The 13,661-nt window shown below is 31.8% G+C and carries 8 protein-coding genes; all 8 read right to left on the bottom strand.

Annotation, left to right across the window (positions count from 1 at the left end; genetic code table 11):
• Positions 1-7 precede the first annotated feature (7 nt).
• The 8 genes from cooS to uvrB all read right to left on the bottom strand — a co-directional run bounded on the left by cooS (position 8) and on the right by uvrB (position 13,566).
• Positions 8-2,035 carry an anaerobic carbon-monoxide dehydrogenase catalytic subunit gene (cooS, locus tag CLOCEL_RS01945; protein ID WP_010075088.1) on the bottom strand — a complete coding sequence of 676 codons (2,028 nt, stop codon included), beginning with the start codon at positions 2,033-2,035 and terminating at the stop codon, positions 8-10.
• Between the two features lie 53 nt (positions 2,036-2,088).
• Positions 2,089-2,859 carry an ABC transporter ATP-binding protein gene (locus tag CLOCEL_RS01940; protein WP_013291585.1) on the bottom strand — a complete coding sequence of 257 codons (771 nt, stop codon included), beginning with the start codon at positions 2,857-2,859 and terminating at the stop codon, positions 2,089-2,091.
• A gap of 159 nt (positions 2,860-3,018) precedes the next feature.
• Positions 3,019-3,780, bottom strand: coding sequence for an ABC transporter permease (locus CLOCEL_RS01935; RefSeq protein ID WP_010075090.1), 762 nt, complete (start codon positions 3,778-3,780; stop codon positions 3,019-3,021).
• Between the two features lies 1 nt (position 3,781).
• Entirely contained in the window at positions 3,782-4,717 is a 936-nt protein-coding gene (locus CLOCEL_RS01930) for an ABC transporter substrate-binding protein (RefSeq protein WP_010075091.1), read from the bottom strand.
• A gap of 317 nt (positions 4,718-5,034) precedes the next feature.
• Positions 5,035-5,802, bottom strand: coding sequence for a M15 family metallopeptidase (locus CLOCEL_RS01925; protein WP_010075092.1), 768 nt, complete (start codon positions 5,800-5,802; stop codon positions 5,035-5,037).
• Positions 5,803-6,011: 209 nt separating this feature from the next.
• Positions 6,012-8,081 carry a fibronectin type III domain-containing protein gene (locus tag CLOCEL_RS01920; RefSeq protein ID WP_010075093.1) on the bottom strand — a complete coding sequence of 690 codons (2,070 nt, stop codon included), beginning with the start codon at positions 8,079-8,081 and terminating at the stop codon, positions 6,012-6,014.
• 501 nt (positions 8,082-8,582) lie between these two features.
• Complete coding sequence (gene uvrA / locus CLOCEL_RS01915) at positions 8,583-11,402, bottom strand: excinuclease ABC subunit UvrA (protein WP_010075094.1); 2,820 nt, start codon at positions 11,400-11,402, stop codon at positions 8,583-8,585.
• A 187-nt stretch (positions 11,403-11,589) separates the two neighbouring features.
• Positions 11,590-13,566 (bottom strand): excinuclease ABC subunit UvrB, encoded by a 1,977-nt coding sequence (gene uvrB / locus CLOCEL_RS01910; RefSeq protein ID WP_010075095.1) that lies wholly within the window; start codon positions 13,564-13,566, stop codon positions 11,590-11,592.
• Positions 13,567-13,661: the final 95 nt, after the last annotated feature.

Genomic DNA, 13,661 nt, shown 5'->3' with positions numbered 1-13,661 from the left:
TAAACTCTTATTCTTTATCCCAACCCAATGCTACTCTTTTTTCTCTCAAGTCTTGTAATATCATTTCTGCTAATTTTATATGGTCTACTTCAACATTCATAGTTGAACCTAATGTATCCTTTGTTCCTGTATATAAGAAATTCATAACCTTTTCTGAACCATGTACTGGAGCATGGACACAATGATAAGAATTTATACCTAAAAGCCTAAATCCTAGTGCCGCCCCAATTCCCTTTTCATTTGACCATTCAGGGCTTGATAAAGCAAAAGGCATGTCTTTTATTAGTTCTCCAGCTTCTTTCGCTAGAGTAGTGAAAAGTCCTGAAGCTCTTGCATTATCTATACATTCACCCATATGCCATACTGGTGGAAGATCTGATTCTAAGAAGCTCCTTAATCCTTCTCCTGTCTTTGCTAAAGCTGATGTGTTGCAGAATCCTAGCTTTAACAGTGGGAAGGATGCACAGCCATTTGTAAGTACAAGTACGTTATTTTTTATAAGAATATCTGCAATATCTACAACTGTTTTTTCATAAACTACCCTTGGATTGTTGCAGCCTACAAGATTTACAATCCCTAGTATCTTACCACTCTTCATAGCATCTAATACTGGTTTTACTCCACCAAATCTGTTTTGTATGTATTCAAGTGAAAAACCTATTTCTGCATCTACTTCATAAGATGGTATGAATACTGGTACATCTCTTCTATCTGCAAAACTTTCAATAGCTCTTGTGATTATTTTTTTAGCTAAAGCTTCAGTTTCACCTATATTAGAATGTTGATGATCATAGCCATAATGTTCTGCTCCTGGTAATCTCGCAGAATCACTTGTTGTAACCACTGTTGTCTTATAGCATCTTGCTACATCCATAATAGAGGGATATACATCTTGCACATCAGCAACCCAAAGATCTAGAGCACCTGTTCCAAGTACTAACTCTGCACCAATAGCATTAGATAGAGGAATTACATCGTTATATCTATACATAGCAGAAAGTCCAGAACAGCATACTCCATAGAACTGAATTCCTTCAGCTCCATTTTCCTTAGCTAATTTTATAAACTCTTCACTTCTCCCTTGCTTAACAATCTCACTTACAAGCACAGGCAAATGTCCATGTACAGCTATATTTACATAGCCTTTCTTTAATGCACCAACGTTTACCTTTGAAGTGCTTCTATTTCCTATTCCAAAAAGACTATCAGTTCCTATAGCAGAACCTACAACTCCAGACCATACAAAAGCCAGACCACATCTTAAGAATTGTTTCATTACATTTTCCCAATCACCATCAGTAGCCGCGCCAGTTCTGTGAAGTGCTTCGAAGGCTTCATGATAAGCTCCAATAGGTATGATGTCCATTTCCTTCCACACCTTTTTTCTTTCCTCTGGAGCATTAGCTTCTATTGCTCTAAAAGTACCTGGAACAGTTCTTGATAAATCTTCAAGTAGAATATCTGCTATCTGTGATGCAAGCTCATTTACAGTCTTGCCTTCAGTTTCTAATCCAAATTGTACTGCAGTCTTTTTAACCTTATCTTCACCTAAGATCGGCAGATTTAATTTACCCTCTGCTGCATTTTTTAATGCTAATAATACTTCTCTTGCATGTATTCCATGACCTGCTACTCCTCCTGCCATACCTCTTAGTATATTTCTAGCAACTATAAGATCTGCATCAGCTCCACATATTCCTTTAGGACTCTTCGGAGTAATCTTACATGGTCCCATGTAACAAATACGACAACAACTACCAGCTAATCCAAAACTACATTGTGGTTTTTGTTGGTCAAATCTATCAAAGGTTGTATCACAACCTATTTGTTCCATATGTAATAACATTTCTCTTACTGCTGGGTCTGGAGTATTATCTAATACATCTTGTTTTGATGCGAAGGTTTTTCTATACTCTGACACCGCTTGTAAATAATCATTGACTTCTGATCCACCATGATTATTATTATTATGAGAGTTCCCCTCTCCATTTATAATTTGATGATGATATTTAACTTTTCCTATAATTGCTTCCATAATATTCGCCCCTTTTATATGTATATAACAAATTCGTAAATAGTCTCACGTTTTTATATATAGTATTCAATTTTCTTATTTGAGTTTTGATCTAATAAATCAAGTATATCTTCCTTTAAATTTTGAAACTCTAAACTATTTCTCTTAGCAGGTTTTTCAAGTTTATTGTCTATTATTTTCTTAACTCTTCCTGGATTCTGTCCCATAACAACTATCTTACTTCCTAAATAGATAGCTTCTTCAACATCATGAGTTACAAAAATTATAGTCATTTTTTCTTTCTTCCATATATCTGTGATATCATCTTGAAGTTTTAATCTAGTTATAGGATCTAATGCCCCAAAAGGCTCGTCCATAAATAACACCTTAGGATTTACAACAAGTGCTCTAGCTATAGCTACTCTTTGTTTCATACCACCTGATAATTCTGATGGGTAATGCTTTTTAAACTTTTCAAGTCCTACAAGTTCAATATACTTTAATGATAATTCTGCTTTTTCTTCCTTTGATATTTTTAAGTTTTCTAAGCCTAGTTGTACATTTTTCTCAACACTTCTCCAAGGCAATAGTCCATAGTCTTGGAAGATTGTTACTCTATCTATTTGAGGCTTTAAAACCTCACTCCTATCAATCAGAACTTTTCCTTCTGTAGGTTTTTCAAAGGCTGCAGTGATATTTAAAAGAGTGCTCTTACCACATCCACTAGGCCCTAAAAGACATATAAATTCGCCATCTTCTATATCAAAATTAATATTTTCTAAAGCCTTATAATCCTTATTATCTCTGGTGAATGTTTTGGAAATATTTTCAATGTTTATACCCATACCGTCACCTTCCTTTCATACATAAGCTTCAATAATGTTTCTATGCTAAACTCATCTCCTTTAGAGAAAATGAATTTAGATTTTCAAGCGGAGCATCTATCCATAAATCTTAAATTTAAACTTCAGTAATACTTTTTAATTGCAAGAAGATGCCTCAGCTTAATAAGTTCTTCCCCACTTTACACCAATTTTTCTTTCTACTCGGGCAATTAATTTATCTAATATTAGGCCAATTAATCCTATAAATATAATCCCAGCCATCAACATATCCAACCTAAGATTATTTCTGGCATCTATTATCAAATATCCAAGGCCCGATTGAGCTCCAACCATCTCTCCAGCTACCAAGAAAACCCAGGCACTCCCTAGAGCTATGTGCATCGCATTTGCGATATAAGGAAATATAGCAGGTAGTACAATTTTTCCCATTAGTTTTAAACCCTTGATCTCAAAGTTGCTTGCAACCTTTAAATAACTCTTTTCTATATTTTTTACTGCTGTCACTGTAGATAAAAGTATCGGAAAGAATGCAGCTATAAAAATAATGACTATTGCAGGAAGGTTTCCTATTCCAAAAATAATAACTATAAAAGGGAACCAAGCTATTGGTGATACTGGTCTTAAAACTTGAACTATAGGATCTATAATATCCCAAGCTTTTTTGTACCATCCGAAAATTAGTCCTAATGCTATAGCAAATATTGCTGCAATAAAATAACCTACTGCAAATCTATATAAACTTATGCCTATATATTTAAATAAAATTTTATCCTCTATCATATCTTTTATGGCTTTAACTACTTCTAACGGTGAAGGAATACTTGTTTTACCTACCTCCCCAAATAGTGAAAGAAGTTGCCATAAAATCAATAATAAACTGAGACTTATTATTATATTTAATAACTTTCTTTTATGTTTCATATCACTTTACCTCTTCTAACAACGAATTATCTATAAACTCTTCATAGGTAGGTGGGTTGTCAAAAAGATTCATTTCCTTTATGTATCCAACAATTGAATTATAGTCTGCTTCTTCTATCTTTAATTTCTTAAATGATATCCATTGAAGAGATACATCTAATACATCTTCTTTTACACTCAAAAATTCCTTTGCCTTGCTTCTTGTATCTACTTCATTCTCTTCAATATATTTTGAAGCTTCTACATATTTACTTACAACCTCTGAAGCCTTTGCTTTATTTTTCTCTATAAAATCACCTCGTAAAACCAAAGAACAACAGATAGAATTTTTAAGTATTTCAGAAGATTGTTTTAAAACTTTTCCATTTCCGTTAACAACAGACTTTGCTCCAAATGGTTCAGCTACACAATAACCGTCAATCCTTTTTTCTTGAAGCGCCACTGCCATTTCTGAAGGTGGTAACTCAACTATATTTACTTCATTAATTTTGATATTTTCCTTTTTAAGCATTTCATATAATAAGATATTATGGGTGGATACCTTGTTAGGAATAGCAAAGTTTTTTCCTTTTATATCTTTAGCAGTGTTTATTTCATCAGAAACAACTACTGCATTACCATCCGTATGACCCAATGCTACTGCTTTTAAATCAACCCCTTGTGCTTTAGCCTTCATAGCAAGTTCAATTAAAACTGATGCCCCATCAATTTTACCTGAATTAAGAGCATCCATAAGTTCTGCCCAAGAACCAAACTTTACAAGTTCAATATCCCCCTTTGCAACTTCATTTTCAATATATAAAGGTATTGCATGAGTTATTGGCAAATATCCAATCTTTACACTGGTTTCAGATTTCTTCTCTTTGCCACATCCAACAATTGACAAAACTAACATAGTAATAATAATTAATGATATGCTTCTTTTAAAATTTTTCATTTTGCCCCTCCAGTTTCACTTTTTTGAATTGTTCCTAACTTCTTTTTTGATTTTCCTTCTGTTAGTAATATTTTTCATATTTCGTATAAGATTACTATGTTTTAAATTATAACACGTTTCATCGTGGTGTCAATCAGTTTTCCGATAAATTTTGTATGATTATAGGATTAAATTTGATTTTTTAAATATTAATTACTATTTATCCTCATTTTTCATATAATGTTTATAACAAAAAGAAGCTCAATTATGGTTGTACATTTCCCATAATTGAGCTTCTTTTTGTTAAATAAATTCTATATTTCTAAAAAATTTATTTATTATCCTACTCTGTTCAAATACTCTTCTAATGTTATATGTCTTTCTGAAATTTCAGTTGCTTCCTTTACCCCTACATATCTTATATGCCAAGGCTCATAATTGTAACCTGTAATGGCTTCTTTTCCTCTAGGATATCTAATAATAAATCCATATTTGTAGCAATTACTTTCTAACCATTTAAAAGTTTGAGTTTGATCAAAGCCTTCATCTAAATTTGAGTATTCATTAGATAATATATCTACAGCTAGTCCTGTTTGATGCTCACTGGTCCCTGGTGGTGCTACATACTTGTTATTATCTGGATCCTCGTTATTATAAAGAACTTGCTGATAAGAGTAATCCCTATAACCAGATACCGCAAGAAGAGTTATTCCATTTGTCTTTGCTACATTAAACATATATTCTAATGCATCAGCAGCTATACTATCCATATATCTCACACTTGGTTCAGCATATGTAACAAACTCCACATTTGTGATCTTCATAGATTGTGATATATAACTTTCATTTAAGACATTACTTCTATTTACCAAAAATAGATTCGAAGGATAATTTATAGGATTTTTGATTTCTTGTTCACTCAAAGAAAAATTTTCTTCATTTACTTCTTTTACACTTGCAATTTGATTGTTATCAGCTAATGTCTCATCTATTTTAACATCATTCATTGTGGCTATTATTTTATTATTTTGTCCATTTACAACAAAGGCTACAATTGGAATTACTACTAACATAAGAGTATATATTTTTCGTTTCATGGTTTGCATGTTTTTCACACTCCTCATTTGTACACTTTTAATTATAAATCAGAAATGTAAAAATGTTATCTATATTTTTATTAAAATTTAAAATTTTTTAAAATTTAATTTTAGCTTTAGACATTAAAACAGGAGATTCGCCACCCAATTCCTTGGCAAATCTCCTTAATTAATACACAAATTACTCTTAACCTTTTTTAAGAATCTATGAAATAGACTTACCCTAAGGTCCTACAAAGTATAGCTATATCATAGATATCTATTATTCCATCGTTATTTAAATCATATTTTTCTTCCCATTCAGGCTGGTTCTTACTCATATTATATCTCTTTGATAAATCAGCAAGAGTAAAATCAATAAGAGTCTTAACTTTTATTTCCTCACTTAATTCGGATAAATTTCCATTTACATCTCTTGCTCTAACTTTAAATATATACTCTTTATTAGATTCTAAGCCTTTTACTATAAAACTTGTGCTATCTGCACTTCCTATTATATCGCTCCCTAAGTAAATATCATATCCTACCACATCTACATTATCTATAGGTGGACTCCACCTTAAATTCACTGTTTTTTCAGTTATGCTTTCAGCTACTAAATTATTAGGTGAACTAGGAATAATTTTATCAACAACCCTTATTTTTACTGTATATGTTTTATCAAGGTATCCTATATTTAAAGCTGTCTCTCCATAGTTTTTTGTAACTATAGTTCCTTGATTTGGTACTGCAATAATATTTTCATTTGTTGTAGTAAATATTGCATCATTTGTAATATCTTTAGATGAACCATCAGAATATTTTCCTGTAACTTTGATATTCATAGTTTCATTAATGTCCATATCATATACTTCTTTTTCTACTGATATATCTAAAAGTGTAACAACACTAAGAGTTTTAACACTTATTTCTTCACTAAAATCTGATAAGTTTCCATTTACGTCCTTTGCTAAAACTTTGAAAGTATATTCTTTATCAGGTTCCAATCCATTAACTAAAAAACTTATATTATCTGTGCTTCCTACTAAATTATTTCCTAAATAAATATCATATCCTGCCAAACCTGCATTATCTGTAGATGGAGCCCACTTTAAGTTCACAGTTGTTTGTGTAATATCTTCAGCTACTAGTGCTTCAGGTTCGCTAGGTTCAGTTGTATCTGTAACATTTATTTTTACTATATATGTCTTATCAAGGTAACTTATCTTTAAATCAGTCTCTCCATAGGTTTTTGTAACTATAGTTCCTTGATTTGGTACTGTAATAATATTTTCATTTGTTGTAGTAAATATTGCATCATTTGTAATATCTTTAGATGAACCATCAGAATATTTTCCTGTAACTTTGATATTCATAGTTTCATTAATGTCCATATCATAGACTTCTTTTTCTACTGATATATCTAAAAGTGTAACAACATTAAGAGTTTTAACACTTATTTCTTCACTAAAATCTGATAGGTTCCCATTTACATCTTTTATTCTAACTTTGAAAGTATATTCTTTATTATTTTCTAATCCATTGATTGAAAAGCTTGTACCATTAGTACTTCCTACTAAGTTACTTCCAGAATAAATATCATATCCTGCCACGCCTAAGCTATCCGCAGCTGGATTCCATTTTAAATTTACAGTATTTTGTGTAACCTTCTCAGCTATTAACCCTGTAGGTGCATTAGGCTTTCTAGGTGTACCTCTGTTAATAACATTTATCTTTACTGTGCATGTTTTATCAAGGTAACTTATCTTTAGATCCGTCTCTCCATATGCTTTTGCAGTTATAATTCCTACATTTTGTATTGTAACAATATTATTATTTGCTACAATAAATGTAGAATAATTTGTAATATCTCTAGATGAACCGTTAGAATATTTTCCTATAACTTTTATATTAGTAGTTTTATTAATATCCATATCATAAACTTGTTTCTCTACTGATATGCCAACTAATGTAACGTGCCCTGGTATTATTCTAGTTCCTATAAGTCGTCCATATTTATCATATTCATATATAATTCTTGAACCATCATCATATCTAATTTCTGATAATCTACCATATTGGTCATACTTATATTTAATCTTAAAATCACCATAACTAATTTCTTTTATTCTATTATCTTGATCATATTTATATTTAATATTTAAACCATTATCACTTTCAATTTCTATTACTTTATTCTTTATATCATAGTTAAAAGTAATAGCATTGGCATTTATATTTATTAACATGACCAACACAATAAGCCCTAAGAACATCTTAACTTTCTTACTTAAAATCTTAATTTTCATCTATCTCATCACTCTCCTTATCTTATTTCCACTATTATAATAGAAACCAATCGCATGTCGTTTACTGCCACTTTTTATCATATATTATACCACAGTTATAAGGTAAGATACTATTTTACAGGGAATTTCTTTTAAAAACCTACTTCATTTATTTTAATTCTCAATTTTTCTCTCTTTCAATTATCACAATTATCCATTTTGTCGTATTATGTACACAAGTTTCAACAATATTTTTACATTTAGCCTGCACCCAGTTGATAAAAGTAATGTAGGTTTTTAATCAGAGTACATAACTACTATTTGAATACTAATTAACTCCTTCATGTTCTTTGGGATTTATTAAACCTTAATCTATACATAAATCTATACATACTTTTCTAAAAAAGCTTATAGGTTATATTATTTTTAATAACTTCATAAACCTTTAATGTATTTTCATTACCACAGAAAAACACCTAGAAACTAAGTTCTAGGTGTGCATTGTAATTTATATTTTTATATTTATAACATTCTCTTTAAATAATGACCAGTATAGGACCCCTTATTTTCTGCAACTTCTTCTGGAGTTCCAGTGCAAAGGATTGTTCCACCTCTGACTCCACCTTCTGGTCCTAAGTCAATTATATTATCTACACATTTAATTACATCTAAATTATGTTCGATAACTATAACAGTATTTCCACCATCTACGAGTCTTTGAAGAATACTGATCAGTTTTTTAACATCTGCAGTATGAAGACCTGTTGTCGGCTCATCTAGTATATATAACGTCTTGCCTGTACTTCTTCTAGATAATTCATAAGCTAATTTTATCCTTTGAGCTTCTCCACCAGATAACTGTGTTGAAGGTTGACCAAGTCTTACATATCCAAGCCCTACATCCATCAAAGTTTCAAGCTTGGTTTTGATTCTTTGGTGGTTTTCAAAAAATTCTAAGGCTTCTTCAACTGTCATATTTAAAACATCATCAATATTTTTACCCTTATATTTTACTTCTAAGGTTTCTCTATTATATCTTTTGCCCTTACAAACCTCACAAGGCACATACACATCTGATAAAAACTGCATTTCAATCTTTATTATACCATCACCTTTGCAAGCCTCGCATCTTCCCCCTTTTACATTAAAGCTAAATCGTCCTTGCTTATAGCCTCTCATCTTAGCTTCATTGGTTGATGCATAAAGTTCTCTTATAAGATCAAACATTCCAGTATATGTAGCAGGATTTGATCTAGGAGTTCTTCCAATAGGGCTCTGGTCTATATTTATTATTTTATCTATATTCTCTATACCCTTTATATCTTTATGTTGTCCTGGGTTTATTTTGGCTCTATTTAATTGCTTATTTATTCCTTTATAAAGGATTTCATTTACTAAAGTACTCTTTCCTGAACCTGAAACTCCAGTTACAGCAGTAAACATTCCAAGTTTAAATTCTGCAGTGACATTTTTTAGATTATTTTCTCTGCCACCAGTAACCACTATGCTGTTACCGTTACCTTTACGTCTTTCTGCTGGAACTTCAATTCTTTTTTCTCCATTTAAATATTGACCTGTTATAGATTCCTTGCAATCTTTAACTTCATCTAAGGTTCCTGCGATTACAATTTCTCCACCGTGTTCTCCAGCTCTTGGTCCTATATCTACTATGAAATCTGCTTCTCTTATGGTATCCTCATCATGTTCAACAACAATTAATGTATTACCAATATCTCTAAGATGCTTCATTGTAGCTATAAGTTTGTCATTATCCCTTTGATGAAGTCCAATACTTGGTTCATCTAGAATATAAAGAACACCAACAAGACTTGAACCTATTTGAGTTGCTAGCCTTATTCTTTGAGACTCTCCTCCTGATAAAGTTCTAGCACTTCTAGATAATGATAAGTAATCTAGACCTACATCTATAAGGAATTTTAGTCTTTCATTTATTTCTTTTAATATCTGATTACTTATAATCTTTTCTTTTTCAGTTAACTCTAAACCTTGCATAAAAGCCAATTCTTCTCTTATTGGCATATTACAAAATTCATAAATGTTCCTACCATTTATAGTTACACTTAGAACCTCAGGCTTCAATCTCGCTCCTTTACATTTTGGACAAGGGTTGTCACTCATATAGTTTTCTATTTCAGTCTTTATTGTATCAGATCCAGTTTCCATATATCTTCTTCTAAGTTCATTTACTACACCCTCAAAGGCATAATTATATTGATCCTTATAGCCATTAGCGTAATAAATCGTAAGTTTTTCGCCATTAGTTCCATAAAGAAGAGCTTCTACAACCTCTCTAGGTAAATCCTTTATCGGTGTATTTAAATCAAACTCATATCGTTTCGATAAAGCTGTAAGAACAGAGAAACCCCAAGAATCTTCTTTTAACCTACCTTCTCCCCAAGGTGCTACAGCTCCCTGCATTATACTCAGTTCTTTATTTGGAAGTATTAAATCTTCATCTATCTCCATCAAAGTTCCAAGCCCATCACAAGTATCGCACTTCCCAAAAGGTGCGTTAAAGGAGAAAAACCTGGGTTCTATCTCATCAATGCTGATATTGCATTCTGGACAAGCGAAATGTTCACTAAATAGCATTTCTTCTCCATCAATTACATCTATAAGTACTCTACCTTCAGCAAGCTTTAAAGATGTTTCTATTGATTCCGTAAGTCTTGCCTCGATTCCTTCCTTAATAACCAATCTATCAATAACTGCTTCTATATTATGCTTTTTAGTTTTCTCTAGCTTTATCTCTTCATCTTCTAGCTCATAAAGTTCACCGTCAATACGTGCTCTTACAAAACCATTTTTCTTTATATTTTCAAGAACCTTAACATGTTCTCCCTTTTTCCCTCTAATTATTGGTGCCATTACTTGAATTTTTGTTCTTTCTTCAAGGGACATTATTTTATCTACCATTGTATCTACAGTTTGCTTTGTTATCTCTCTTCCACATTTAGGACAATGCGGAATTCCAACTCTAGCATAAAGCAATCTCAAAAAATCATATATCTCTGTTACCGTTCCTACTGTAGATCTAGGATTTCTTCCTGTTGTTTTTTGATCTATTGATATAGCAGGTGATAATCCTTCAATATATTCCACATCCGGCTTGTTCATCTGTCCTAAGAACTGTCTTGCATAAGAAGACAACGACTCAACATATCTTCTTTGTCCTTCAGCATATATAGTATCAAAAGCTAAAGAAGATTTACCTGATCCTGATAGCCCTGTAAATACTACAAATTTGTCTCTTGGTATTGTTACACTTACGTCTTTTAAGTTATGAACCTTTGCTCCTTTTACTATTATCTTATCTTGCATAGCTTATCTCCTATATAAAAAGTTTATCTACTTCTAATCTTAAATTGACTCATAATATAAGATTTTAAATTTTAACTTTAACTTATTAATTAAAATATTCATTAAATAGCCTCAATAATTGTATAAGTTAACAGTTAACCTTAAAATCCTATCCTCGAATCAATCTGCTATAATTACCAATTTCTTTTTAGTCATTATTCATAATTGTCTTTAACTTATTAATTTCATCTCTAAGTTCAGCTGCTCTTTCGAATTGAAGTTCTTTTGCTACAGCCTTCATTTCTTTTTCTAAACTTGCTATCTTCTTTTTCAAATCTTCTTGTGACATTGTTTCTTCTGTTAAATATACAGCTTCTTCTTCAGCTATTGTAGATATCTGAATATTATCCCTTATACCCTTTATGATAGTAGTAGGAGTAATATTATGTGCTTCATTGTAATCTATCTGAATCTTTCTTCTTCTTTCCGTTTCTTTTATCGTATAACTCATAGAATCGGTTATCTTATCTGCATACATTATAACTTTACTATCAGCATTTCTAGCAGCTCTTCCTACAGTCTGAATTAATGAAGTATTTGACCTTAAAAAGCCTTCTTTATCAGCATCAAGGATTGCTACTAATGCAACTTCCGGTATATCCAATCCTTCTCTTAAAAGGTTAATTCCAACTAGCACATCAAAATCACCCATTCTAAGTTCTTTGATTATTTTCATTCTATCTATAGTTGTTACATCTGAGTGTAGGTAATTTGTCTTAACTCCCATTTCTTTTAGGTAATCAGTTAAATCCTCTGCCATCTTCTTTGTCAGCGTAGTAACAAGAATTCTAAAACCTCTAACTATAGTTTCTTGTATACTTGAATAGAGGTCATCAATTTGTCCATCAATAGGTCTTACCTCGATTATTGGGTCTAAAAGTCCTGTAGGTCTTATTATTTGCTCTGCAACATTAGTTGAATGATCAAATTCATATTTTGCAGGAGTAGCACTTACAAAAACTACTTGCTTTAGTTTTTCCTCAAATTCCTCAAATTTAAGAGGCCTGTTATCATAAGCGCAAGGCAACCTGAAACCATAATTAACCAAAGCTTCCTTTCTAGAACGATCTCCTCCATACATAGCTCTAACCTGTGGAAGTGTTACATGACTTTCATCTATGAACATCAAAAAATCCTCTGGAAAGAAATCTATTAAAGTTTTTGGAGGTTCTCCTTTATTTCTGCCATCCATAATCCTTGAGTAGTTCTCAATTCCTTGGCAATATCCCATCTCTCTTATCATTTCTATATCAAAGTTGGTTCTTTGCTTTAATCTCTGAGCTTCTAAAAGCTTTTCTTCTGCTAAGAGCTCTTTTACTCTCTCATCTAATTCTGCCTCAATTTTCCCTATAGATCTTTCTACAGTTTCCTTAGAAGAAGCAAAGTGGGATGCAGGGAAAATAAGCACATGCTTTAACTCTCTAAGTATCTGCCCTGTCAAAACATCAAATTCCCTTATTCTATCTATTTCTTCTCCAAAAAACTCTACCTTGATTCCAACTTTTTGAGATGAAGCTGGGAAAATATCTAAGATATCCCCTCTTACTCTAAATGTGGCTCTCACAAAGTTAATATCATTTCTTTCATATTGCATATCGATGAGCTTTCTCATTATCTCATCTCTGTCTTTTTCCATTCCCTTTCTTAAGGACAAGGAAAGTTTTCTATATTCGTCTGGATTACCCAGTCCATAGATGCAAGAAACAGAAGCTACTATTATAACATCCTTTCTTTCGAAAAGTGCTGCAGTAGCTGAATGCCTTAATCTATCAATTTCGTCATTTATAGAAGCATCTTTTTCTATAAATGTATCTGTTTGTGCAACATAAGCTTCTGGCTGGTAATAATCATAATAAGATACAAAGTATTCAACTGCTGCATCAGGAAAAAATTCTCTAAACTCTGAACATAACTGTGCAGCTAAAGTCTTGTTATGTGCAAGAACTAATGTTGGCTTTTGAACTTTTTCTATTATGTTTGCCATGGTGAAGGTCTTACCAGAACCAGTTACACCAAGGAGAGTTTGAAATTTATCACCTGCAAGCACTCTCTCTGAAATGCTTTCTATAGCTTGGGGCTGATCTCCAGTGGGTTTGTATTCTGATACTATTTTAAACTCTTCCATAAAAATCACCTCATCGAACAATTGTTCTTTATTATATTGTATTCTTTTATATTTATCATGTCAACGTACTTTGATGTATGATTCTTGATAATTTT

The organism is Clostridium cellulovorans 743B (genome assembly GCF_000145275.1).
GTDB classification, from domain to species: Bacteria; Bacillota; Clostridia; order Clostridiales; family Clostridiaceae; genus Clostridium_K; species Clostridium_K cellulovorans.
Note: the sequence above shows the minus strand (reverse complement) of the source record. Positions and strands in the feature narration are given on the sequence as shown.

Coding starts and splice junctions, on each gene's coding strand:
- cooS (WP_010075088.1), bottom strand. CDS start 2,035: ATGGAAGCAATTATAGGAAAAGTTAAATATCATCATCAAATTATAAAT.
- CLOCEL_RS01940 (WP_013291585.1), bottom strand. CDS start 2,859: ATGGGTATAAACATTGAAAATATTTCCAAAACATTCACCAGAGATAAT.
- CLOCEL_RS01935 (WP_010075090.1), bottom strand. CDS start 3,780: ATGAAACATAAAAGAAAGTTATTAAATATAATAATAAGTCTCAGTTTA.
- CLOCEL_RS01930 (WP_010075091.1), bottom strand. CDS start 4,717: ATGAAAAATTTTAAAAGAAGCATATCATTAATTATTATTACTATGTTA.
- CLOCEL_RS01925 (WP_010075092.1), bottom strand. CDS start 5,802: ATGCAAACCATGAAACGAAAAATATATACTCTTATGTTAGTAGTAATT.
- CLOCEL_RS01920 (WP_010075093.1), bottom strand. CDS start 8,081: ATGAAAATTAAGATTTTAAGTAAGAAAGTTAAGATGTTCTTAGGGCTT.
- uvrA (WP_010075094.1), bottom strand. CDS start 11,402: ATGCAAGATAAGATAATAGTAAAAGGAGCAAAGGTTCATAACTTAAAA.
- uvrB (WP_010075095.1), bottom strand. CDS start 13,566: ATGGAAGAGTTTAAAATAGTATCAGAATACAAACCCACTGGAGATCAG.